The following is a 21,964-nucleotide window of genomic DNA, read 5'->3' as shown; positions in this document are numbered from 1 at the left end:
GGTCACGGGGTGACGGTCCTTCCTGCGGCGGGCTCGGCGGCGCGCTCGCGATAGACGGCGATCTTGTGGTCGATGGCCTCGAGGTTCTGCCGGGTCGCCTCGAGCTGCGCGAGGACCGCCGTGCGGTGGTCCTCGAGCAGCGCGAGCCGCTCCGCCTCGTTGCCGGTGCCGGCCCGGACGAGCGCGGCGTACTCCCGCACGGCCCGGATCGGCATGCCCGTGCCGCGCAGCTTCGTCAGCAGCCGGATCCAGTAGAGGTCGTCGTCGCCGTAGCGGCGGTGGCTCGACGACACGCGGTCGACGGGCTGCAGCATCAGCCCCTCACGCTCGTAGTAGCGCAGCGTGTCCGGCGTCAGCCCGGTCTCGCGGGCCGCGGCGGCGATCGTGAGCGCCGTCGGAACGGCTGCGTCGCGACCGGCGGGCGGGGCGGCCGGGGGCGCGTCCGGGTGGGACGCGCCGACGGACGGCGGCGCCGCGGGCGCGTCCACCGTGGACGTGCCCGTGAGCGACTGGGGTGCGGTGGCCATCTCGGTGACCGTACGACTTGGAGCGCGCTCCAGGTCAAGGGCCTCGCTCAGGAGAGCGTGGCCTTCAGGGTGATCTCGGCGTTGCCGCGGATGACGTTCGACACCGGGCAGCCCTTCTCGGCCTCCCCGGCGAGGCGCTCGAACTCCGCCTGGTCGAGCCCCGGCACGTCGCCCGTGACCGTCAGCTCGGACTTCGTGATCCCGAACCCCTCGCCCACCTTGTCGAGGGTGACGCGCACGGCGACGTCGAGCTTGGACGGCGGCGTGTCGTTCTGGCTCAGGACGTTGGAGAGCGCCATCGCGAAGCACGTGGAGTGCGCCGCGGCGAGCAGCTCCTCCGGGTTGGTCTGCGTCTTGTCCTCCTGGTCCGTGCGCTTCGTGAGGCTGACGGGGAACGGGCCTCCGGCGCCGGAGGAGACGAAGGTCGTGGTGCCGGCGCCCTCGGCGGCGGTGCCCTGCCACTCGGTGGTGGCCTTGCGGAATGCGACAGGCATGCGGGTCCTCTCGGGGTGGTTGCTCGTGAAACCGCTACCCGAGGAACGACGGCGCCATGCGGGCGGATGCGCCGCCACGGAGCGACGAGGCCTACAGCGCGGTGCGCGGGTGCCGCTTCATCACGGCGTAGATGACGCCACCGACGATGGCGCTGACCGCGAAGACCGACGGCCACGTTCCGACCTGCTTGCCCAGGGGGTGCGAGAGACCGAACGCGAGCAGGTAGACCGCCACGAGCAGCAGCGCGACGGGCAGGCCGCGCTCGCGTCGCCACTCCAGCCCGCACCAGAGGGCGGCGAGGAAGAGCACGACGCCGCCGAGGGGCCGCACGCCGGTGAGGTCGGCCACCCCGAACCCGAGGATCAGGGACAGCGGGGCGACGATCCAGGTGGGGTGGGGGCGCGGCACCCGGCGATCGTAGCGGCGGACGACCAGCACGAGTCCGCGCCGGGGGAGCGGACGTCCGTCACTCCCGGTGTCCAAGACCCCGGCCGCCGGTTCGGGCCCACGGTCCGAGGTGCGCCGGAGGCCCGGCCCGCATCATGGGTGACGGGTCGAGCGCCTGACGGTGCACCCTCTCTCCTCCGGGGCCCGGTGGCGTTCGCGCCGCCGGGCCCCAACTCCTTCGGGGGCGACTCAGCCCAGCGGCGCGCTCGCCGCGCGCTCGAAGACCGCCCGCAGGTCCGGCCCGGTCAGCGGCCCCAGGTGCCCCGGGCCGACGATCCGCGGCTCTAGCGCGGCGAGGGCCCGCAGGCTCTCGCGGGCGCGCTCCGTGTCCTGGTTGTAGGCGTCGAGCGGCAACGCCGGGTCCTGCGGGCGGCCCCACATGTCGGTCATGTAGAAGGCGTCGGAGACGAGAGCCAACCGGTCGCGCTCGCGCCACAGGCCGATGAGTCCCGGGGCATGACCGGGGAGTTCGACGACCTCGAAGCCCGCGATGTCGTCGCCCGCCTGGACGGTCCCCGTGATCGTGACGGGGCCGCCGTCCCAGACGTGGTGCATGACGCCGTGGACCGCGCGGACCGCCCGGGGCAGCTGCTCCGGACGCCAGTAGTCGCGGCCGCCGGACCCCTGGGCCTGCTCGACCGCGTCGGGGTGACAGAGGATCGGGACGTCGCCCGAGGCGGCCAGGGCGGGTGCCGATCCGCGGTGGTCCGTGTCGCCGTGGCCGAGCACGACCTTCGTGATCCCTCCGCGCTCACGGGCCGCGGCGAGGATCGCCGGGGCCATCCCCTTCTCCCCCGCGTCGTAGACCACGACGCCGCCCGAGGCGGGGTCGTCGAGGAGGTAGACGTTCATCGTTCGCGTCAGCCCGCCGCGCAGCAGCGTGACGCCGTCGGCGATCGTCTCCGGGGCCGCCGTGAGGAGGCTCTCGAGCAGCCGCCGCGGGTCGCGGGGACGACGCCGGGGGCGTTCAGCGGTGGTTCCGGGTGCGGCGCTCATGGCCCATGCTCCTTCGGGGGTGGGGGTGCGTCAAGGCGGTCGACGGTCGGTGCGGGTCGCGGGTGCGTGGCGCGTGGGCGCGGATCGCGGGTGCGGCGCGGGGCCCTCAGCGCGTGGTGCGCTCGGGCCGGCCGGGGCCGCCGAGATGGCCGTGGTCGTTGAAGGTCACGACGCTGCGCCCGCGGGCGCCCGCCACCACCGTGGTGATCCCCGTGTTGACGGCCACCCGGTTCAGGGCCGCCCACGCCTCGGGGTCGAGCCGCAGGAGCGCGGAGACGACGGCTCCGATCGCGCCCGCCGAGCTGACGACGACCGTCGTGCCGGACCGGTCGCCCTCCCCCGCCCGCGCGACGGCCTCGTCGAGCGCCAGGCCGACGCGCTCGCCGAACGCCCCGAAGGTCTCGGCGTACTCCTCGTCGAACGCGCCGCCCGTCCAGCGCTCGAGCGCCTCGTCGAGCGCGGCCTGGAACGCGCGGGCCGGATCGGACGCCGCCGCGTCGGCACCCGGGCGGGCCGCGTAGGCCGGATCGGCGGACAGCGCCGTGAGGAGCCGCTCGTGGTCGTACTCGTCCCAGCGGGCGTCCTCGCGCAGCGGCGGCGGGCCCCCGGGCGCGTCGGCCCAGGCCGCGGCGATCGCCTCGGCCGATTGCCGCTGTCGGCGCAGGCTCCCGTGGACGACGACGGCCGGCGCGACGCCCCGCTCGCGGAGCGCCACGCCGACGGCCCGCGCCTGCTCGTGGCCGACCGCGCTCAAGCGGTCGTAGTTCCCGGCGCCGAAGGACGCCTGGCCGTGGCGGACGAGGTGCAGCGCGGGCACGGCGGGCTCCTCAGCGACCGCTCCGGCGGATGATCCGCCGGCAGCGCCAGTCGAGGTAGCGCACGCCGACCCACAGGTGCTTGAACGCCGGGTTCTTCGCCTGGCCCGAGTGGTAGCGCTTGTAGATCTGCTGAGCGATGACCGCCAGGCGGAACAGGCCGAAGACCTCGTAGAACGCCCAGTCGGGCCGGTCGATGCCGGCGCGGGCGCAGTAGCGGTCGACGACCTCCTCACGGGTCAGCATCCCGGGCAGGTGCGTCGGCTGGCGACGCAGGAGCTGCATGAAGCGGTCGTCGTCGGCCTGCACCCAGTAGGCCATGGCGCCGCCGAGGTCCATGAGCGGATCGCCGAGCGTGGCCATCTCCCAGTCGAGCACGCCGACGACGCTCCCGGAGCCGTCCGGATCGAGGACGAGGTTGTCCAGGCGCCAGTCGTTGTGGATGACGCAGGTGCCGACGTCGGGCGGGCGGTGCTCCTCGAGCCACGCCATCGTCCTCTCGAACCGCGGCGAGCGCGGCGTGCGGGCGGCGCGGTAGCGCTTGGACCAGCCCTCGACCTGCCGGCCGACGTAGCCCGCGCCGCGGCCCAGATCGGAGAGCCCGGCGGCACGCACGTCGACGGCGTGCAGCTCGACGAGCCGGTCGATGGCCTCCTCGCTCAGGCGCCGCGCCTCCTCCGGGGTGAGCGCCGTGCCCTTCGGCAGGTTGCCGCGCAGGATCGACCCCTCGATGCGGTCCATGACGTAGAAGGGGCCATCCAGGAGCGCCTGGGCGACGTCGTCCTCGCCCGCCGCGATGACGGTCGGCACGTAGGGGTAGGCCGACTTCAGGCGCTGCTGGATCCGCGCCTCGCGCAGCACGTCGTGGGCGGTGCCGTGGCGCTCGCCCGCCGGGGGCCGGCGCAGGATCAGGTCGCGGCCCGGGTAGCGCAGCAGGTACGTGCGGTTCGACGCGCCGCCGGAGAACTGGCGGACCTCGGGCGGCGCGTCGCCCAGCGCGGCGCCCTCGTCACCGAGCTGCCCGCGGAGCCAGGCGTGCAGCGGCGTGGGGTCGAACGCGTCCTCGTCGCGGACGGCCCTCGGCTCGTCGACGGGCGGGCGGGCCGCCCCACCGACGCCGGCCGCCCCCTCCTGCGCGCCGCCGCTCATGCCGGCGTGCGCGGGGTCTCGGCGGCGGCCTCGCGCTCGGCCTGCTTGATCGACCCCAGCAGGCGGGCGGCGCCCTTGCGGACCTCGCGCTGGAACAGCGGGGGCGCGAACCGCTTGACCGCGTAGGCGACGGCGCCCTCGCGGTCGGTGAGGATCAGGAACCGGCCCTTCTCGACGCCGTCGAAGATCTTCCCCGCGATCCGGTCGGCCGGGGTCGAGCTCTTCGTGACGAGCTTCTCCATCGTGCGGCGCACCGCCTCGTCCGGGGTGCGGAACGTGCCCGCCAGGCCCGTGCGGAAGAACGTCGGGCAGACGACCGAGGTCGTGATGCCGTCGGGCTCGAGCTCGTAGCGCAGGGTCTCGGAGAGCGAGACCACGCCGGCCTTGACCACGTTGTAGGACGCCATCACCGGCGGGTTCAGCAGTCCGGCGGCCGAGGCGATGTTGACGAGCGCCCCGGATCCCTGCGCCTGCATGAGCGGGGCGAAGGTGCGGCAGCCGCGGACGACGCCCATGAGGTTGATCGAGACGATCCAGTCCCAGTCCTCCATCGGCGTCTGCGGGAACCGGCCACCGGTGGCCACGCCGGCGTTGTTGACGAGCACGTCGAGGCCGTCCCACTGCTCCTGCACCCAGGCACGGGCGTCCTCCCAGTCCTCGTCCGAGCGGACGTCGAGCACCCGGGTCGCGGCGCGGGCGCGGCCCGGGGCGGGCAGCGTCGCGACGGCGCGGTCCAGCGCCTCCTGGTCCAGGTCGGTCAGCAGCACGCGGCGGCCCGCGGCGGCGTAACGCGTGGCGAGCGCCAGGCCCAGGCCCGACGCGGCGCCGGTGATGAGGATGCGGTCGGGGGTCATGCGGTCGATCCTGCCGGTTCGGGCTTGTAGGGGGAGAGCTCGAGGCGCGCGATCACGCCGCGGTGGACCTCGTCCGGGCCGTCGGCCAGGCGCAGCGAGCGCGCGACGGCCCAGGCGCCCGCGAGCGGGAAGTCGTTCGAGAGCCCGCCGCCCCCGTGGAGCTGCATCGCCATGTCGACGACCTCCTGGGCCATGTTCGGCACGACGACCTTGATCTGCGAGACGGCGCCGAGCGCGCCCTGCAGGCCCTGGGTGTCGAGCAGCCACGCGGCGTGGAGGACGAGCAGGCGGGCCTGGTCGATCTTCATGCGGGCGTTCGCGATCCGCTCGCGGTTGCCGCCGAGGTTGGCCAGCGGCTTGCCGAACGCGGTGCGGGTCATCGCCCGGCGGCACGCGTACTCGAGCGCCAGCTCGGCCAGGCCGATGAGGCGCATGCAGTGGTGCACGCGCCCCGGCCCCAGCCGCTGCTGGGCGATGCCGAACGCGCCGCCGGGGGTGCCGATGACCGCGTCCAGGGGCAGGCGGACGTCGGTGAAGGACACCTCGCCGTGGCCCGAGGGGGCGTCGAGGAACCCCATCACGGGCAGCATCCGCTCGACCCGCACCCCGGGGGTGTCGAGCGGGACGAGGACCATGGAGTGCTGCGCGTAGCGGTGTGCCGAGGGGTCGGTCAGCCCCATGAAGATGAGGACCTCGCACTCGGGGTGCCCGATCCCCGTCGACCACCACTTCGTCCCGTTCAGGACGATCTCGTCCCCGTCGACGATCGCCGTGGCCTGCATGTTCGTCGCGTCGGACGAGGCGACGTCGGGCTCCGTCATGCAGAACGCGGAGCGGATCTCGCCGCGCAGCAGCGGGGCGAGCCAGCGCTCCTGCTGCGCCCCGGAGCCGAAGTGCAGCAGCACCTCCATGTTGCCCGTGTCCGGCGCGTTGCAGTTCATGACCTCCGAGGCGAGCTGTGAGCGGCCCATCCGCTCGGCCAGGACCGCGTACTCCCCGTTCTTCAGACCCGGTCCCGCCAGCGCCTCGGGCACGCCCGGCACGGCGGCGGGCTCGGGCAGGAAGAGGTTCCACAGCCCCTGCTCCTGCGCCTTGCGCTTGAGCTCGGCGACGAGCGGGGGCACGGAGAACGCGCCCTCGGCCTGGGCGAGCGTCCCCTGGAGGTGCTCCTCCTCGTGGGGCTCGATCTCGGTGTGGATGAAGGCGTCGACGCGCTCGAGGAGCTCGAGGGCGCGCGGCGTCGGGGCGAAGTCCATGCGGGGCCTTCCGGAAACGGGGTACGCGGTCGACCCTAGCGCTTGTTGAGCGTATGCTCAACAGCGTGCCGGAGGACGACGCACCCGCGCCCGCCCGCAGCCGCATGCCGCCGGAGGAGCGCCGTCGGCAGCTCGTCGGGATCGGCCTGGGCCTGCTGCGGGAGCGCCCGCTCGACGCGATCACCGTCGACGAGGTCGCCCGCCGCGCGGGGATCTCGCGCGGCCTGCTCTTCCACTACTTCGCGTCGAAGCAGGCCTTCCACCGCGAGGTCGCGGCGGCCGGGCTGCGCCGCCTGCACCGCGCGATGTGGCCGGCAGACGAGCGTCCGGCGGACGAGCGGCTGCGCGGGGCCATCGACGGCTACCTCGCGTTCGTGGAGCGTCGCCCCGGGCGGGTGATGGAGATGGCCGGCGGCTCGTGGTCGGCCGACCCGGAGCTCGCCGCGATCCTGCGCGACGCGCGGGCCACGATCGCCGACGGGCTGCTGGCCGCGGCGGACGCGGGGCGCGACGCCCCGGCCGACGGCCCGCTCGCGCTCCTGCGGACCCAGTCGGCGCGCGCATGGCTCGCCTTCGCCGAGCAGCTCGCCCTGGACTGGGTGGCGGAGCCGTCGGTCGAGCGCGAGGCGCTCGTGGACCACCTCGAGGCGTCGTTCCGGGCCGCGACGGGCTGACGGAGTCCGGCGCCGAGACTCGGCGCACCCGCGCCACCTCGACGACCTCGAGGCGTCGAGGTGCCGAAGGTCGCAACGACCGAGGCGCCGGCGCCGCCCCCAGGTGCGGGTCAGACCGTGGGCGTCGGGTCCTGATCCACGTCGTCCGCGAACGTCCACGCATCGACGGCCGGGGTCCCGGCGAACACCCGGAGCACGGCCTCCCGGTCCACGAACGGACCGTGGCCGACGGGCGTCAGTTCCCCGACCACCTCACCCTCGAGCGTGACGACGACGCGCTCACCCCGGTCGAGCGCTCGCAGGACGTCGCCCCGCTGGTCGCCGAGTTCGCATCGCGTGACGGGGCACGGCATCGGTTCTACCCTAGCCCCGGTGCGCGGTCGCGTCTACGGCGTCCTCGCATCCGGCGCCGCCGCACGTGCGTATCCCACAGCATCCGGCCGGCGCGCGAGACTGTGCGTGCCGGATCCCGGTCGGTCAAGCGCCCCCGCGTGGCGTCGGTCGTCCGAGGTCGCCCAGAGACGAACGGAGACCCTCCGTGAGCACCGCACAGGCCCCGACCGCCCACGACCCGACCGGGGTGCTGCGCGCGCCGCTGCCGGAGGACCCCCACGAGGCGCTCCACGCCGTCCGGGAGCGCACGCGCACGCTCGTCGCCGGACTCACCCGGGCGCAGCTCGAGACCCAGTTCGACCCGCTGCTCAGCCCGCTGGTGTGGGACCTCGCCCACATCGCCGCCTACGAGGACCTGTGGCTCGTGCACCGCCACGGCGGCCGCCCGCTCCTGCACCCGGAGCTCGCCGCGATGTACGACGCGTTCGAGACCCCGCGGGCCGTCCGCGGCGACCTCGAGCTGCTCGACGTGCCCGCCGCCTGGGCGTACCTCGACGACGTCCGCGGCCGCGTCGACGAGGTGGTGGCGGAGCGCGGGGTCGACCCCGAGCTGCACGAGCTCGTGCTCCGCCACGAGCTCCAGCACACGGAGACGATGCTCCAGGCGATGCGGCTCGGCGGGCTCGCGCCGTGGCTCGACGCGCTGCCGGGCGGCGCGGGCGACGCGCGGCCGGCCGGGGCCGACGCCCGCCCGCGGGAGCAGTCCGACGACGTCGCGGCTCGCGCCCTCGCCCGCGTCCGTCGGCCGGCCCTCATCGACGTGCCGGCGCCGGACGGGCGCGTGAGCGTCGGCGCCGACCCCGAGGGCTTCGCGTACGACAACGAGCGCCCGCGCCATGAGCGGCCCCTGGAGCCGTTCCGGATCGCCCGGCGCCCCGTCACCGTCGAGACCTGGCGGGCGTTCGCGGCCGACGGCGGCTACGACGACCGGGCGCTGTGGAGCGACGACGGCTGGGCCTGGCGAGCGGGCGGCGCGGGGACCGACGTGCGCGACAGCACGGGAGGCGGCGGGTACGCCGGGCCGCCCCCGGGGGCCCGCGGCGAGGACGAGGCCGCGTGCCACCTCTCGTTCTTCGAGGCCGAGGCGATCGCCGCGTGGTGCGGCCTGCGCCTGCCGACCGAGGCCGAGTGGGAGCACGCCCGCGCCTCCGGGCTCCTCCATGACGCCGGCGCCGTCTGGGAGTGGACGGCCAGCCCCTTCGAGGGCTACCCGGGGTTCGTTCCCCGCCCCTACCCCGAGTACTCCGCCGTGTTCTTCGGCCGCGGGTACCGGGTCCTCCGCGGCGGCTCCTTCGCCAGCCACCCGCGCGTCGCCACCGCGAGCTTCCGCAACTGGGACCTGCCCGAGCGGCACCAGATCTTCTCCGGGGTGCGGCTCGCCGCCGACGCCCCCGACCACCCGTCGGGCGCCCCTGCGTCCCGGCGTCCCACGGCCGGAGGCCGCGCATGAGCACCCAGAGCACCACCACCCCCGACGAGCTCGTCACCCTGACGATCGCCGACGCCGACCCCGCGCCGCGCACGCTCGCCCACGACGTGCACGACGGCCTGACGCAGCCGTTCAAGCAGCTCCCCCCGAAACACCTCTACGACGACCACGGATCCGACCTGTTCGCGCAGATCTGCGAGCTCCCGGAGTACTACCCCACGCGCACCGAGCGGTCCATCCTCGTCGCGCGCTCCGCGGAGCTCGCGGAGCGCACCGGTGCCGTCGACCTCGTCGAGCTCGGCGCCGGGTTCGCCACGAAGACCCGCGTGCTGCTGGACGCGATGCAGGCCGGCGGAACGCTGCGGCGGTTCGTGCCGTTCGACGTCTCCGCACCCACGGTCCGGCAGTGCAGCGGGGAGATCTCCGCCGCTTACGGCATTCCCGTCCACGGCATCGTCGGCGACTTCGAGCGCGACCTCGACCTCGTCCCGGAGCCGATCGGCCCGCGGATCGTGGCGATCCTCGGCGGCACGCTCGGCAACCTGCCGCCGGGCAGCCGCCGGCACTTCCTCGGCCGCCTGCGGGGCCTGCTCGGCGAGGAGGGGCGCATGTTGATCGGGATCGACCTCGTGAAGGACCCCGCGGTGATCGAGGCCGCCTACAACGACGGGGCGGGCGTGACGAGCGCGTTCAACCGCAACGTCCTGACGATGCTCAACCGCGAGCTCGGCGCCGACTTCCCCGTCGACGAGTACGAGCACGTGGCGTTCTTCGACCGCCGGCACGAGTGGATCGACATCCGCCTGCGGGCCGTGCGCGACCACGTCGTCCGCATCCCCGCACTGGGGCTCGAGGTCCCCTTCGCCGCCCGCGAGGAGCTGCGGACGGAGATCTCGAGCAAGTTCACCCGGGAGCGGATCGCGGGCGACCTGGCCGCCTCCGGCCTGGAGCTCGAGGACCTGCTCACGGACGACGACGGGCTGTTCGGGCTGGCCCTCGCGCGGGTGGCCTGAGCGCCGGACCGCCCCGCGGACGAGCGCCGCTCAGCGCAGCTCTAGCACGGTCCCGTCCGGCTCCCACCGGACGAGGCCCTCGGCCGCGAACACCCGCAGCCAGCCCTCCATCGGCCAGCGCCCCCAGAGCGCCCGGAACCGCCGGGCGTTCGGGACGATGGACGCGACGTGCTCGCGGGGCGGGTGCGAGACGGGGTGGTGCTGGTGGTACGCCCACGCCCCGCCGACCCAGGCCAGACGGACCCCGGCGGCGCGGGCGCGGAACGCGTAGTCCGTGTCCTCGCCGCCGTAGCCGACGTAGCCCTCGTCGAAGCCGCCGATCCGCCGGTGGACGGCCGGGGTGACGGCGAAGGAGAGCGACCAGAAGAGCGCGTGGCGCGGCTCGTCGCGGATCTCGCCGTCGGCCGGGACGGGGCGGGCGTCGGGCGCCCGGGCCGACCGCCGGTCGTCCGTCGACAGCACGTCACCCTCGGCCGGCCGCCCCGGGGGCAGATAGGCGACGGGCCCGGCGAGCAGGCGTTGGGCGTCCGGATCCGCCGCCCACGCGTCGACGTAGCCGGCGACGAGCCTGGGTCCCGGGATGCAATCCACGTCGAGGAGCACCGCTAGGTCGACGTCGCCGAGCGCTGCGATCGCCGCGTTGCGGGCGGCCGACAGCGGCAGCGGCGCGCCGTCGGGCACCGGCATCCGGACGACCCGGGGGCCACTCGGCGACGCCTCGGGCTCGTCCGGGTCCATCGACACCACGACGTAGTCGTCGGGCATGCGGGTGCCCTCCCGCACGCCGCGCGCCTGCCGGGCGAGGTGCCGCTCCCGCCCGCGACGGATCGTGGCGACGCCTACGCGCACGCCACGCCCCGCACCGTCGGGGCAGGATCGGTCGGACCGGGACCCGCCGGAGCTCGATCCGCGGGGGCCCCCGGCCGCGATCGCGCGCTTCCCCACGCCACGGCGGCCGCGGCCGCCCGCGGGTCCTCACCCGCGGCGACCGCCCGCACGGCGGCGGCGAAGCGCTCCGCGCCCCGGCCGTCGTGCAGCACGTTCCAGCGCGCGGGGTCGCGGCGCGCGGCCGTCGCCAGGATCGCGGGCCACGCGTCGGCAGCGGGCCACGCCTCGTGGGCGTCGACGAGCCCGGCCGCAGCCAGCAGCGCGGCCTGGCGCCGCTGCTCGTCGAACGGGCGCTCCTGCGGCAGCAGCACCAGGGGCCGGCGGGCGGCCGCGACCTCGGCGACCGCGTTGCCGCCGGCCGTCGCGACCACGATCCCGCACGCCCGCAGCAGCCCGGCGACGTCGGCGCGGGGGCCGTGGTCGCGCACGCCGGGGGCATCGGGCACGCGCAGCGCACCGGCCACGTGCCAGGTGCGACCGGTGGCCGCAGCCGCGGCGGCCACGTCGGGGGCGCGCAGCGCGTGGCCGCCGCCGCCGACGAGCAGGAGCACGTCGCCCGGCGCCGCCGCCCCGGCCGGGACCGCGGCGTCGTCGTCGAAGCGCGACACCGCGCCCGTCAGCACGAGGCGATCCTCCGGCGGGCCGTCCCCCGCGGCGTGGACCGCCGCCGTCCACGGCGCCAGCACGGCCGAGGCCGCGGCGTAGGCGCGCAGGTGCGGGCCGTCCGTGCGGTGGCCGCGCTGGGCGACGACCACGACCGGCAGTGACAGCAGGCGGCCGAGCAGCGCCACCTCGACGGAGACGTCGACGACGAGCACGCGGGGATCCGCCGCGGCCGCCCAGCCCGCGATGGCCGCGGTCCGCCGACGCAGGCCGTCGACGCCGCGCGGCGCCCAGTGCAGCGTGCCGCCGGCGGTCGGGTCGTCCGGCTCGGACGCGGGGACGTCGCCGGGCAGCGCGACCCAGGCGTCCTCCGGCACGCCCTCCGGGCGCGGGAGGGAGCTCAGGCCGACGACCCCGGGGAGCAGGCGACGGACGGCCAGGAACCGGTGCAGGTGCCCGGCGCCGTGGTGGTGGACGTACCAGCCGACGCTCACGAGGTGCCGAGCCGCACGCCGACCTCGGCGCGCGGCAGCACCCGCGAGCGGCGCGCCGGCCGCGGGCGCAGCGTCGTCGTGCTCGCGGCCGGGACGATCGCCGGACGCGGCGTGACCAGGCGGCCGTAGAGGCGCTCGTAGCCGTGGCCCATCGCGTCGATGCCGGCGGTGCGCACCGCGTGCGCCCGGACGGCGGCCCGGTCCATGCGGGCGGCTTCGCGCACGGCGCGGGCCAGGTCGGGGACGTCGCCGGCGCGGGCGATGCGCCCGCCCTCGCGGCCCACGAGGGCGGGCAGGCCGCCGCGGTCGAACGCCGCCACCGGGGTGCCGCACGCCATCGCCTCGGCCGCGGCGAGCCCGAACGGCTCGTCCCACGCCGGCGTCATCAGCGCGACGGAGCTCTCGCCGATGAGGTCCCGGAGCTCGCGGTGGTCGAGGTGCCCGACGTGGACGGCGTCGTCGCCCAGGCGCGGCGCGACCTCCGCGTCGAAGTACGCGCGGTCGATGACGGGCCCGGCCAGGCGCAGGGGCAGCCCGGCGGCGCGGCACGCGTCGATCGCGAGGTGCGGCGCCTTCTCCGGCACGATCCGCCCGCTCCACGCGGCGCCCGGGCCGCCGGGGCCGGCCGTCCAGGAGTCCGTGTCCACGCCGTTGCCCACCACGGGCAGCACGGGCGCGATGCCGCGCCAGGCGTCGAGGGTGGCCGGGGAGACGGCCGAGAGGGCGAGCGCCGTGTGGCCGGCGACGGACCGCATCGCCGACTCGAGCCACGGGGTCGGCGGCGTGTGCAACGTCGTCAGCAGCGGCACGGTCAGGGTCGGCGCCATCAGGAGCGGGAGGTAGTGCAGCGTGTTGGAGTGCACGACGTCGCACGGGTCGGGGTCGGCCGCGAGCTCGACCATCACCCGCTGGTACGCGTGGTGCGCCGCCATGAACGCCTCGGGCGGCATGTCGACGTCGCTGCGGGCGGCATCGCTCAGCCGCGGCTGCAGGTCGAGCTCACGGACCCGCACGCCCGGGACCGCCGACCCGGCCGGCGCGTACATGAGCACGTCGTGCCCGCGACGCGCCAGCCACCGCGCGAGGTACCAGGTGAACGACTCCACGCCACCGACGAACGGGGCGCGGATCGGAGCGACGTGATGGGCGATGAGGACGATGCGCATGGGGGGAGTCGTTCCGGTCCCGGGAGACGGTCCAAGGACGGGGCGCATGTCCATCTACCCCCTCTGAGCCCCCCCTACTCCGACGGGCCCGAGAAGGGTCCGGGAGGGGGGTCCTGCGACCATCCCGGCATGCCCACGCTGCAGATCGTGATCGCCAGCACGCGCCCCGGCCGGGTCGGACTCCCCGTCGGCCGCTGGATCGAGGAGACCGCTCGAGCCCACGGCGGCTTCGACGTCGAGGTGACGGATCTGGCCGAGCTGGCGCTGCCGATGATGGACGAGCCCCACCACCCGCGACTGCGGCGCTACGAGCACGACCATACGCAGGCGTGGAGCGCCCGCGTCGACGCCGCCGACGCGTTCGTCCTGGTGTTCCCCGAGTACAACCACTCCTACACCGCGCCGCTGAAGAACGCCCTGGACTACCTCTACGGCGAGTGGGCGCACAAGCCCGTCGGGCTCGTCAGTTACGGCGGGGTGTCGGCCGGGACCCGGGCGGCGCAGCAGCTCAAGCCGGTCCTGACCGCCCTGAGCATGACCCCGCTCGTGCCGGCCGTGGCGATCCCGTTCGTCTGGCAGCACCTGCAGGACGGGACGTTCGTCCCCGACGACACCCTGACGGGCTCGGCCGGCGCGATGCTCGACGAGCTCGTGCGCGTCGAGGCGGCGCTGCGGTCGCTGCGGGCGACCGTCTAGGGGCGGCCAACTAGGGCGTCGCGCCGCCGGACGTGCCGGAGCCGGTCGCGCCCGCGCCGCCCGCGGTACCGGCGGCGCCGGACCCGTCCGTCGCGCCCGGCGTCTCCGGGGTCGCGGGCGTGGCGGGCGTCGACGGCGTCGTGGTCGTCGTCGTGGCCGTGCCCGTCCCCTCCGGCGTGGTCGCGGTGCCCGGGGCGGTCGTCGTCGTGGACTCCTCCGGGACGGTCTCGGTCTTCGTCGTCGTGACGGTCTCCGTCGGCTCCGTCTCCGTCGTCTTCGTCGTCGTGGTCGCCGGCGGGACGTCCTTCTTCGACGCCTTCTTGGCGGGCGGGTTGAAGAACGTCGTCTGCTCCTTGCCCGCGACGAGCTCGGGGACGGTCACGACGACGGCCGCCACGACGAAGCCGAGCAGCCCCGTGATCGCCGCGATGCGCCAGCGGTGGCGCCGCGGCTTGCTCACGCTGTAGACGGTGACCGGCTCGGCCCCGACGGGGCGCTCCGGGTGTGCGGCACCGGGCGTCACGCGCGTCGGGTCCTCCTGCGGGCCGGGCACGGCGGCGCCGGCCCGGTGCACGCGCGTGGGGTCGGACGAGGCCAGCGGGGTCTCGCGCGGGAGCGCCGAGAGGTCCTGCGTGCCGCCGCGGCGGGGAACGGGCAGGACCGCCGCGACCGCCTCGGTCGGGCGCCGGACCGCCTCGCGGCAGAGCGCGACGACGACGGGCGTGAACGCCGCCGAAACCAGCGTGCCGGGGGCCCACACCTTCGAGCAGATGGTCGCCGCGAGTGCGGACGCGACCGCGGTGATGACGAGGGTCTTGAGGTCCAGTTCGCTCGACGCCTTCGGCGCGGGCGGCGCCGGAGCGGGCGGCTGGACGCGTGTGGGCTGACCGTGGGGAGAGGACATGGGTGATCGCACGCGCGGCCGGGCGGAGGGGACAGTCCCGGCCTCCCTTGGTTCTAGCGCACTCGGGGCCCGGCGGAGCCCACGCCGGTCACGCAACGCGGGTAGGCGCGGGTCGCCGCCGCGCTAGCGTGGACGGCCATGACCGACGCGACGCCGTCCCGCCACTGGCCGCAGCCCGAGGTCGCCGAGGACCTCGGCGCGCTCCGGCGCGCGGCGCCCCTGACGCACTGCATCACGAACGTCGTCGTCGCGAACGTCACGGCCAACGTGCTGCTGGCGACGGGTGCCTCACCCGCGATGGTCCACGCGCCGGAGGAGGTCGCCGACCTGGCCGCCGTCGCCGGCGGGCTGCTCGTCAACCTCGGCACGGTGACCGCGGAGCAGGGCGAGGCTGCGCGCATCGCCGTCCGCACCGCGAACGAGCACGGCGTGCCGTGGGTGCTGGACCCCGTGGCCGTCGGGCCGCTGTCCATGCGCACGGCCCTGGCCCGCGAGCTCGTGCAGGAGCGCCCCGCGGTCGTGCGCGCGAACGCCTCCGAGACCCTCGCCCTCGCCCGCGCCGCCGGCATCGCCGAGGTCGGCGCGGGCGGCGAGGCGCGCGGGGTCGACTCGACCGCCGGGCCCGAGGCCGCCCTCGGCGCGGCCCGTGGGCTCGCGGCCGAGACCGGGGCGATCGTCGCCGTCTCGGGGCCGGTCGACCACCTCGTCTCGCCCGACGGCTCCGTCGTCCGCGTGCCCGGCGGCCACGAGCTGCTGACCCGCGTGACGGGCGCCGGCTGCGCGCTCGGCGCCCTCGTCGCCGCGTTCCTGGCCGTCGCGCCGGACCCGCTGCGGGCGGCGGTCGCAGCGCACGCGGTCGTCGCGGTGGCCGCGGAGCGGGCGGCGAGCGGCGCCCGCGGGCCGGGGTCCTTCGCCGTCGGCCTGCTCGACGAGCTCTCGCGGATCGACCCGCACGCCCGGCGCGTCTGAGCGGGCGCGCCACGCGCGGGCCCGGCCTACGCCGGCGTCGTCCTCCGGCCCGCGGGCTACGCGCGGCGCGGCCCTTCCGGGGCGTCGTCGCCCGGCGCGAGCGGGAGCGTGACGACGAAGGACGCCCCGCCGCCCGGGGCGTCGGCGGCCCGCACGTCGCCCCCGTGCGCCTCGACGATGCCGGCCACGATCGCCAGGCCGAGCCCCGCGCCGCTGCGGCCGCGCGCGCGGCCGCCCTCGGCGCGCCAGAACCGCCCGAAGAGCGACGCCGGGTCGTCCGTCGGCAGGCCGGCGCCGTGGTCGCGGACCTCGAGCTCGACGACGTCGCCGCGGAGGCGCGAGGCGATCGCCACCTCGGTGCCCGGCGGGGTGTGGACGAGCGCGTTGCGGACGAGGTTGGCGAGGACCTGGCGCAGCTGGCCGTCGTCGCCGAGGACGATCGCCTCGCCGTCCGTGTCGACCCGCAGCGGCCGCTCCGGGTCGGTGGCGCGGGCGTCGTGGGCGGCGTCCTCCGCGATCAGCGCCACGTCGACGGGCTGCCGCGCGTGCTCCGGCGCCTCGTCCAGGCGGGCGAGCACGAGCAGGTCCTCGACGAGGGTGCCCATGCGCGCGGCCTCGTCCTCGATGCGCCCCATCGCCCTGGCGACGTCGTCGGGCTCGCGGACCGCGCCGACCCGGAACAGCTCGGCGTACCCGCGGATCGAGGCCAGCGGCGTGCGCAGCTCGTGCGAGGCGTCCGAGAGGAACTGTCGCAGCCGGCCCTCGCTGGCCTCGCGCTCGGCGAACGCGCCCTCGAGCCGGCCGAGCATCCCGTTCAGCGCCTGCCCGAGCCGCCCGACCTCGGTCCGCGGCGAGTCGTCGGCCACGCGCTGGTCCAGGCGCCCCGCGGCGATCTCCCCCGCCGTCGATGCCATGCGGTCCAGCGGCCGTAGGCCGACGCGGACGATCGCCCACGCCACCGCCGTGAGCAGCGCGAGGGCCACGCCGATCACGATCGCCTCGGTCCGCATCAGCCGCGAGAGCGTGTCGTCCACCTCGGTCAGCGGGACGGCGACGACCGTCACCCCACGCCTCAGGGCGACCCGCGCCGCGGCCCTCGGGGAGCCGGTCGTCGCCGTGGTGGTCGGGGCGCCCGCCGCGCCGGCACCGGAGCCCGACGGTCCGCTCGCGCCGGGTCCGAACGGTCCGCCGGGTCCGGGTCCGGGTCCGCCGCGGTTCGGGTACGTGCGCACCCGGTAGCGCAGGTCCCCGCCGCCCACGGCGTCGGTGGTGAACGTGGCGCCGGCCCTCAGCGTCCTCGGCAGCTCGGGCGGGGCAAGCGCGGCGGCGTAGTACGAGGTGGGGATGCGGACGACGGCGCCGACCGTCGTGCCTGATGCGGCCCGCAGCTCGGCGTAGGTGCCGGGAGGCAGGTTGCCGCCCCGCGGACCGTCGTCGCCCCGACCGGGGCCCGGGTCCGCGGGACCGCCACGCCGGCCGGGCCACTCCGTCGCCCTCAGCCCGTTCTGCTCCGCCAGCCCGATCTGGGCCGCGGCGCGCGCCGTCGCGATCCGCGCGTCGACCTGGTCCAGCAGCGCGCCGCGTTGGCTCGTGTACGTGACCGCGGCGAGGGCGAGCATGCCCAGGGCGGTGATCACGAACAGCGTCGCGATCAGCCGGGCGCGCAGCGTCATGCTGGGCGCCTCGGGGCGCGCAGCGCGTACCCGACGCCGCGGGCGGTGTGGATGAGCGGCGCGACGGGCTCCCCCGCGGGGGTCGTGACGCCGTCGAGCTTCTTGCGCAGGTACGAGACGTACGTCTCGAGCACCCGCGCGTCGCCGCCGAAGTCGTAGTCCCACACGTGGTCGAGGATCTGCGCCCGGGTCAGCACCCGGCGCGGGTTGCGCAGGAAGTAGCGCAGCAGCCGGTATTCCGTGTCGGTGAGCTCGATCGAATGGCCGGCGCGCGTGACCTCGCGGGTGTCCTCGTCCAGCTCGAGGTCCTCGAACCGCAGGACGGACGCGTCCTCCGTCGCCTGGCCGGTGCGGCGCAGGATGACGCGGATGCGGGCGACGAGCTCCTCGAGCGAGAACGGCTTGGTGACGTAGTCGTCGCCGCCCGAGGTGAGGCCGCGGAGCTTGTCCTCCGTGGCGTCGCGGGCGGTGAGGAACACGATCGGCACGAGGCCGCGCTGGGCGCCGAGCCGGTCGGCGACGTCGAAGCCCGTCATGTCGGGCAGCATCACGTCGAGGACCATGATCTGGGGCCGGAACGCGTCGACCTGCGCCAGCGCCTCCTCCCCCGTCCCGGCCGTGGCGACCTCGAAGCCCTGGAACCGCAGCGCCATGGAGACGACGTCCACGATGTTCGGCTCGTCGTCCACCACCAGGACGCGGTGGCCCGCGGTCTCCTCCGTGCTCATGGACCGAGTATCGCCCCCGAGCCTGTGAGCGTCCTGGGAGGAAGCTGGGGCGGCCGCCCCAGGGCCCCGTTACCGACCGGCGACGGGAGCCGCCGCCTCCCGTTTGCCGCCGGCTGCTAGAACCGGCGGCGTGTCGAACCGCTCCGATCGCGTCCGCCGGTACCTCGGGATGGGCGCCGACGGACAGAAGCCGGAGGACACCCGCACGCTGCTGCAGGTCCTCATCGGCTGCGCGGTCATGGGCGCCGTCGCGGGACTGGTGTGGGCCCTCTTCGGCGGCGACGCCGCGTCCTCCGTCGGCTTCGGGGTGATCATGGGGATCCTCTTCCTCACGATGGACCTCGGCGCCCGGCGCAGGCAGCGCCCGCCGAGCTGAGGCGCCCGACCCGTGCGGCGGCCGCGCGCCGGCTGGGAAGGCGGCGGGCACCGAGTGCGGCGACCGGACGCCGCGCCGCCCGCGGGCGGCGCGGCCGTGACGCAGCCGGTCCTAGGCCGCGAGGGCCTCGGGCTGGTGACCCTGCTCCTCGAGGTGCTCGCGCATGCGATCCAGCGACTTCGTGACGATCCGCGAGATCTGCATCTGGGAGACGCCGACGTCCTCCGCGATCTCGCGCTGCAGGCGCTCCTCGACGAAGCGGTCGCGCACGATGCGGCGGGCCCGGTCGTCCAGCACGGAGACCGCGCGCTCGACGAGCTCGCGCTCCTCGACGTGGCCGTACCCGTCGTCGACGGACCCGTGCGAGTCGAGGACCTGGACGGCCCCGCCGTCGGTCCCCGGCCGCTCGAGCGACCCTGCCCGGTAGCTGCGGCTCGCGGCGATGGCGTTCTGGACGTCGGACACCGGGGCCTCCAGCACCTCGGCGAGCTCCGCCGCGGTGGGCTCGGTCCCCGTGCGGTCGGCGATCTCGCTGCGGGCCGTCTGCAGGCGGGCGGCGAGCTCCTGGGTGGCGCGGGGCACGTGCAGCGCCCAGCAGTGGTCACGGAAGTGGCGCTTGATCTCCCCCGTGATCGTGGGCGCGGCGAACGAGATGAAGCGCTTGCCGGCGTACGGGTCGAAGCGGTCGATGGCCTTCACGAGGCCGAGGGCTCCGACCTGCACGAGGTCCTCGAAGACCTCGCCCCGGTCGCGATAGCGGCGGGCGAGGGAGCGGACGAGCGGCATGGCGCGCTCGACCATCGCGTCGCGGGCGGCGACGTCGTGGTGATCGTGGTAACGGCGAAGCAACTCGAGGTCGAGCTGATCGCGCCTGGCTGCGGACTGCAGCATGGGCGTCTCCTACAGGGCTGTGACGTTCCAGCGGGCACCAGCGGACGCAACGCGTCCAGGGGCGGGCCACTTCTGTCTGTCACGCCTTCCGCCGTGGGCTTGCACCCGGGTCGCGACTCGCCATCCCCGACCCCGTTCGGGAGTCGGTCAAGGTCGAGCCGCATAGCGGCGGTCAACGCCCGGTGACCGTATCACCTTCGTAGCGGTTTCGTCTCAAATTGGTCTACATGGGATGCCGTGTCCCAGTCCTGTCCAGGTTTTGGGGCAGGTCGACCGCCGGCGACACCGACCCGGTGCCGCCGGTGGCCGCTCAGCCCGCCGCGCGCAGCGCGGCCGCCAGCCCCTGCAGGTCGTAGAGCCCCTCGACGCTGGCGACCGGCTTCCCGACGGCCTGCACCGCGGCCATGACGGCGGTGGCCCCCACGCGGCCGTCGCTCCCACCCCGGCCGGAGCTCGCGGTGACGACCCACCGGATGTGCCCGGCCTCGACCTCGTCGGCCAACCAGTCGAGCGTCACCGCGCTCTCGCTGCCGGAGAACCCGCCGATGCCCACCACGGGGGCGGTGCCGCCGCTCGAGAGGATCGACGTCGCCGCGCCGCTCTGGCTCGCGACGGCGATCGTGCCGCCGCCGTTCGCCGCGGCGTAGGTCACGGCCGCGGAGAGCTCCTGGGTGTTCCCGCCGAACATCCCGCCGCTCCGGGCGCCCGGCGTCGCGGCAGTGCCGCCCGCCACACCCGGCACCGTGGGCAGGCCGCCGGCCGCGTTCGGGCCGCCGCGCATCCTCCGCGCGCCGCCAGGACCACCGGCGCCACCGCGGCCGCCGCCCGGGCCCCCCATGCCCGCGGACTCGGGGCCGCCGGCCGGGAACGTCGTGCTCGTCGCGTGGCCGAGCGTCTGCACGGCCCACGTCGCGGGGGCCGCCAGGAGCAGCGCCGCGGCGGCCGCGAGCACCACGCCCCGGACCCGTCCGCCGCCGCGGCCGACGGCGAGGACGGCCCCCGCGACGAGCCCGCCGCCGACCAGGACCGGTCCGAGCCACGAGAGGTCCGTCGCCGACCCGTGCAGGACCACGAGCTCGGTGGCCACACCGCCGGTGATCAGCGCGGGGCCGAGGATCCGGGTGACGAGCGCCCGCCGCTGACCCGGCAGGCCACCGTGGGCGACGGTGCCGACGCCGGCGCCGACGAGCGCGGCGACGAACGGTGCCAGCAGGGACACGTAGTAGGGGTGGAAGATGCCGGCCGCGCGGCTGAAGGCGACCGCGGTGACGAGGAACGCACCGCCCAGGGCGATGAGCCAACCCGTGCGGACGTCGGAGCGCCGCAGGCGGGTGAGGACGAGGAGGCCGACTCCTGCCACGAGCGCCGCGCCGATGAGCCAGCCGGCCTGGCCGCCGAGCGAGGCGTTCAGCAGCCGCAGCGGTCCGGCGTCGCCGCCGAACACCCCGCCCATGCCGCCTCCGCCGCCCATCCCGCCGGGCGTGCCACCGCCCAGGCCTGCCGGTGCGCCGCCACCGATGCCGGCCGCGCCCGTGCCGGCGGCCGTGCCGCCGGGCCCGCCGCTCTGCCCGAACAGGCGGCCGAGGCCGTTGTAGCCGAGGATCAGCGACCAGATCGAGTTGTCGTTCGTGCCCGAGATCCACGGGCGACTCGACGCGGGCGTGAGCCACATCAGGACGGGCCAGGCCAGCCCGACGACCGCGGCGACGGCGCCGAACACGCCGAGCCCGCGCACCGCGGCGACCCGGCCGCGCGGGGCGACCCACAGCCAGGCGAGCACGATGCCGGGGACGATCGTCAGCGCCGCCGCCATCTTCGTCTCGAACCCCAGGCCGATCATCAGCCCGGAGAGCGCCAGCCAGCGGGTGCGGCCGTCCTCGAGCCCGCGGACGAGAGACCACAGGGCCGCGACGGAGCAGAGGACGAGCAGCGCGTCGGGGTTGTTGTGGCGCGAGATCGCGACGGCGATCGGCGTGAGCGCGAGGGTCAGACCCGCCGCGCCGCCGGCCACGCGCCCGAAGACGCGGCGCGCCACGTCGTACGTCAGCCCGACGGTGGCGACCCCCATCAACGCCTGCGGGACGAGCAGGCTCCAGGACGAGAAGCCGAAGACGCGCGCCGACAGGGCCTGGATCCACAGGGCCAACGGCGGCTTGTCGACCGTCATGACGCCCGAGGCGTCGAACGAGCCGTAGAGGAACGCGTGCCAGCTCTGCGTCATGGAGCGCACCGCGGCGGCGTAGTAGTCGTTCGCGGTGCCGTTGACGGAGAGCCCCCACAGGTGCAGGACGGCCGCGAGCAGCAGCAGGGCCGGCAGCTCCGGCCGGGCGCGCAGGGCGGCGGCGACGTTCCGGGCGCGACCGCGGCGGACCGGGGCCGACGCGCCGTCGTCGCCGGGCGGGTCCGTGGCCCGGGTGGGGTGGTCGTGGGCGGGGTCGTGCGCGCCGCGAGGGCGCAGCGAGGGCGGCGGGGTCTGGATGGCCATGGGGTGCTCCGTGGTGGTCGAGGGAGGACGGTGTGCGGCGCTG

The 21,964-nt window shown here is 75.9% G+C and carries 23 protein-coding genes; 6 read left to right on the top strand and 17 right to left on the bottom strand.

Translation table 11 applies throughout. The features are described 5' to 3' along the window. Positions 1-2 precede the first annotated feature (2 nt). From F593_RS24820 to F593_RS0112225, 8 genes are all read right to left on the bottom strand, one after another. Positions 3-527 carry a MerR family transcriptional regulator gene (locus F593_RS24820; protein WP_022929049.1) on the bottom strand — a complete coding sequence of 175 codons (525 nt, stop codon included), beginning with the start codon at positions 525-527 and terminating at the stop codon, positions 3-5. A 47-nt stretch (positions 528-574) separates the two neighbouring features. Continuing rightward, positions 575-1,021: an OsmC family peroxiredoxin gene (locus F593_RS0112255; RefSeq protein WP_022929048.1), complete on the bottom strand. Its 447-nt coding sequence runs from the start codon at positions 1,019-1,021 to the stop codon at positions 575-577. Positions 1,022-1,112: 91 nt separating this feature from the next. Further along, positions 1,113-1,430 carry a hypothetical protein gene (locus F593_RS0112250; protein ID WP_022929047.1) on the bottom strand — a complete coding sequence of 106 codons (318 nt, stop codon included), beginning with the start codon at positions 1,428-1,430 and terminating at the stop codon, positions 1,113-1,115. A gap of 228 nt (positions 1,431-1,658) precedes the next feature. Continuing rightward, positions 1,659-2,465: an MBL fold metallo-hydrolase gene (locus F593_RS0112245; RefSeq protein ID WP_022929046.1), complete on the bottom strand. Its 807-nt coding sequence runs from the start codon at positions 2,463-2,465 to the stop codon at positions 1,659-1,661. 106 nt (positions 2,466-2,571) lie between these two features. Next, positions 2,572-3,282, bottom strand: a complete 711-nt coding sequence (locus F593_RS0112240; RefSeq protein WP_022929045.1) for a histidine phosphatase family protein — start codon at positions 3,280-3,282, stop codon at positions 2,572-2,574. Positions 3,283-3,292: 10 nt separating this feature from the next. Further along, a complete protein-coding gene (locus F593_RS0112235) occupies positions 3,293-4,429 on the bottom strand; it encodes a phosphotransferase family protein (protein ID WP_022929044.1) in 1,137 nt (378 codons plus the stop codon). Continuing rightward, positions 4,426-5,283 carry an SDR family oxidoreductase gene (locus F593_RS24815; RefSeq protein ID WP_022929043.1) on the bottom strand — a complete coding sequence of 286 codons (858 nt, stop codon included), beginning with the start codon at positions 5,281-5,283 and terminating at the stop codon, positions 4,426-4,428. The genes F593_RS0112235 and F593_RS24815 overlap by 4 nt, the downstream gene beginning before the upstream one ends. Continuing rightward, the gene (locus tag F593_RS0112225; protein WP_022929042.1) at positions 5,280-6,539 is read right to left on the bottom strand and encodes an acyl-CoA dehydrogenase family protein; all 1,260 of its coding nucleotides are present in this window, start codon (positions 6,537-6,539) and stop codon (positions 5,280-5,282) included. The genes F593_RS24815 and F593_RS0112225 overlap by 4 nt, the downstream gene beginning before the upstream one ends. A gap of 65 nt (positions 6,540-6,604) precedes the next feature. Between F593_RS0112225 and F593_RS0112220 the strand changes: the two genes are divergently transcribed. Then, a complete protein-coding gene (locus tag F593_RS0112220; protein WP_028721642.1) occupies positions 6,605-7,213 on the top strand; it encodes a TetR/AcrR family transcriptional regulator in 609 nt (202 codons plus the stop codon). Positions 7,214-7,323: 110 nt separating this feature from the next. Here the strand turns inward: F593_RS0112220 and F593_RS0112215 are convergent, their stop codons facing one another. Beyond that, positions 7,324-7,566, bottom strand: a complete 243-nt coding sequence (locus F593_RS0112215) for a hypothetical protein (protein ID WP_022929040.1) — start codon at positions 7,564-7,566, stop codon at positions 7,324-7,326. Positions 7,567-7,751: 185 nt separating this feature from the next. Here F593_RS0112215 and F593_RS24810 point away from each other — a divergent pair, with 185 nt between their 5' ends. Then, positions 7,752-9,056 carry an SUMF1/EgtB/PvdO family nonheme iron enzyme gene (locus tag F593_RS24810; protein WP_022929039.1) on the top strand — a complete coding sequence of 435 codons (1,305 nt, stop codon included), beginning with the start codon at positions 7,752-7,754 and terminating at the stop codon, positions 9,054-9,056. Continuing rightward, positions 9,053-10,048, top strand: coding sequence for an L-histidine N(alpha)-methyltransferase (egtD, locus tag F593_RS0112205; RefSeq protein WP_022929038.1), 996 nt, complete (start codon positions 9,053-9,055; stop codon positions 10,046-10,048). The genes F593_RS24810 and egtD overlap by 4 nt, the downstream gene beginning before the upstream one ends. Positions 10,049-10,078: 30 nt before the next feature. Here the strand turns inward: egtD and F593_RS0112200 are convergent, their stop codons facing one another. The 3 genes from F593_RS0112200 to F593_RS24800 are packed head-to-tail and all read right to left on the bottom strand — an operon-like array spanning position 10,079 to position 13,199. After that, the gene (locus F593_RS0112200) at positions 10,079-10,897 is read right to left on the bottom strand and encodes a glycosyltransferase family 2 protein (RefSeq protein ID WP_022929037.1); all 819 of its coding nucleotides are present in this window, start codon (positions 10,895-10,897) and stop codon (positions 10,079-10,081) included. Further along, positions 10,888-12,033, bottom strand: coding sequence for a hypothetical protein (locus F593_RS24805; RefSeq protein WP_022929036.1), 1,146 nt, complete (start codon positions 12,031-12,033; stop codon positions 10,888-10,890). Before F593_RS24805 ends, F593_RS0112200 begins: the two co-directional genes overlap by 10 nt. Next, complete coding sequence (locus F593_RS24800; protein WP_022929035.1) at positions 12,030-13,199, bottom strand: glycosyltransferase; 1,170 nt, start codon at positions 13,197-13,199, stop codon at positions 12,030-12,032. The genes F593_RS24805 and F593_RS24800 overlap by 4 nt, the downstream gene beginning before the upstream one ends. A gap of 129 nt (positions 13,200-13,328) precedes the next feature. On the opposite strand from F593_RS24800, the gene F593_RS0112185 reads away from it, so the two are divergent. Then, positions 13,329-13,895 (top strand): NADPH-dependent FMN reductase, encoded by a 567-nt coding sequence (locus F593_RS0112185; protein ID WP_022929034.1) that lies wholly within the window; start codon positions 13,329-13,331, stop codon positions 13,893-13,895. 10 nt (positions 13,896-13,905) lie between these two features. Here the strand turns inward: F593_RS0112185 and F593_RS0112180 are convergent, their stop codons facing one another. Then, a complete protein-coding gene (locus tag F593_RS0112180) occupies positions 13,906-14,799 on the bottom strand; it encodes a hypothetical protein (protein WP_157251765.1) in 894 nt (297 codons plus the stop codon). 138 nt (positions 14,800-14,937) lie between these two features. On the opposite strand from F593_RS0112180, the gene thiM reads away from it, so the two are divergent. Continuing rightward, a complete protein-coding gene (gene thiM / locus F593_RS0112170) occupies positions 14,938-15,768 on the top strand; it encodes a hydroxyethylthiazole kinase (protein ID WP_022929032.1) in 831 nt (276 codons plus the stop codon). A 56-nt stretch (positions 15,769-15,824) separates the two neighbouring features. Here thiM and F593_RS24795 read toward each other — a convergent pair whose 3' ends face one another. Continuing rightward, complete coding sequence (locus F593_RS24795) at positions 15,825-17,441, bottom strand: sensor histidine kinase (protein WP_022929031.1); 1,617 nt, start codon at positions 17,439-17,441, stop codon at positions 15,825-15,827. Then, the gene (locus F593_RS0112155) at positions 17,438-18,169 is read right to left on the bottom strand and encodes a response regulator transcription factor (protein ID WP_022929030.1); all 732 of its coding nucleotides are present in this window, start codon (positions 18,167-18,169) and stop codon (positions 17,438-17,440) included. Before F593_RS0112155 ends, F593_RS24795 begins: the two co-directional genes overlap by 4 nt. A gap of 130 nt (positions 18,170-18,299) precedes the next feature. Here F593_RS0112155 and F593_RS0112150 point away from each other — a divergent pair, with 130 nt between their 5' ends. Further along, positions 18,300-18,545, top strand: coding sequence for a hypothetical protein (locus F593_RS0112150; RefSeq protein WP_022929029.1), 246 nt, complete (start codon positions 18,300-18,302; stop codon positions 18,543-18,545). Positions 18,546-18,656: 111 nt separating this feature from the next. Here the strand turns inward: F593_RS0112150 and F593_RS24790 are convergent, their stop codons facing one another. Together F593_RS24790 and F593_RS24785 are read right to left on the bottom strand one after the other, a co-directional pair. Next, positions 18,657-19,436, bottom strand: coding sequence for a SigB/SigF/SigG family RNA polymerase sigma factor (locus F593_RS24790; RefSeq protein WP_051160515.1), 780 nt, complete (start codon positions 19,434-19,436; stop codon positions 18,657-18,659). A 310-nt stretch (positions 19,437-19,746) separates the two neighbouring features. Further along, on the bottom strand, positions 19,747-21,921 hold the full coding sequence (locus tag F593_RS24785) for a glycosyltransferase family 39 protein (RefSeq protein WP_022929028.1): 2,175 nt from the start codon (positions 21,919-21,921) through the stop codon (positions 19,747-19,749). Positions 21,922-21,964: the final 43 nt, after the last annotated feature.

Origin of the sequence: Patulibacter americanus DSM 16676 (assembly GCF_000420025.1) — a bacterium.
Taxonomy (GTDB): domain Bacteria; phylum Actinomycetota; class Thermoleophilia; order Solirubrobacterales; family Solirubrobacteraceae; genus Patulibacter; species Patulibacter americanus.
The sequence above is the reverse complement of the archived record's forward strand: the minus strand, read 5'-3'. Positions and strand labels throughout refer to the sequence as shown.

Coding starts and splice junctions, on each gene's coding strand:
- egtD (WP_022929038.1), top strand. CDS start 9,053: ATGAGCACCCAGAGCACCACCACCCCCGACGAGCTCGTCACCCTGACG.
- F593_RS24795 (WP_022929031.1), bottom strand. CDS start 17,441: ATGACGCTGCGCGCCCGGCTGATCGCGACGCTGTTCGTGATCACCGCC.
- F593_RS0112245 (WP_022929046.1), bottom strand. CDS start 2,465: ATGAGCGCCGCACCCGGAACCACCGCTGAACGCCCCCGGCGTCGTCCC.
- F593_RS24790 (WP_051160515.1), bottom strand. CDS start 19,436: ATGCTGCAGTCCGCAGCCAGGCGCGATCAGCTCGACCTCGAGTTGCTT.
- F593_RS0112180 (WP_157251765.1), bottom strand. CDS start 14,799: ATGTCCTCTCCCCACGGTCAGCCCACACGCGTCCAGCCGCCCGCTCCG.
- F593_RS24800 (WP_022929035.1), bottom strand. CDS start 13,199: ATGCGCATCGTCCTCATCGCCCATCACGTCGCTCCGATCCGCGCCCCG.
- thiM (WP_022929032.1), top strand. CDS start 14,938: ATGACCGACGCGACGCCGTCCCGCCACTGGCCGCAGCCCGAGGTCGCC.
- F593_RS24815 (WP_022929043.1), bottom strand. CDS start 5,283: ATGACCCCCGACCGCATCCTCATCACCGGCGCCGCGTCGGGCCTGGGC.
- F593_RS0112255 (WP_022929048.1), bottom strand. CDS start 1,021: ATGCCTGTCGCATTCCGCAAGGCCACCACCGAGTGGCAGGGCACCGCC.
- F593_RS0112185 (WP_022929034.1), top strand. CDS start 13,329: ATGCCCACGCTGCAGATCGTGATCGCCAGCACGCGCCCCGGCCGGGTC.
- F593_RS0112235 (WP_022929044.1), bottom strand. CDS start 4,429: ATGAGCGGCGGCGCGCAGGAGGGGGCGGCCGGCGTCGGTGGGGCGGCC.
- F593_RS0112225 (WP_022929042.1), bottom strand. CDS start 6,539: ATGGACTTCGCCCCGACGCCGCGCGCCCTCGAGCTCCTCGAGCGCGTC.
- F593_RS24785 (WP_022929028.1), bottom strand. CDS start 21,921: ATGGCCATCCAGACCCCGCCGCCCTCGCTGCGCCCTCGCGGCGCGCAC.
- F593_RS0112215 (WP_022929040.1), bottom strand. CDS start 7,566: ATGCCGTGCCCCGTCACGCGATGCGAACTCGGCGACCAGCGGGGCGAC.
- F593_RS24820 (WP_022929049.1), bottom strand. CDS start 527: ATGGCCACCGCACCCCAGTCGCTCACGGGCACGTCCACGGTGGACGCG.
- F593_RS0112155 (WP_022929030.1), bottom strand. CDS start 18,169: ATGAGCACGGAGGAGACCGCGGGCCACCGCGTCCTGGTGGTGGACGAC.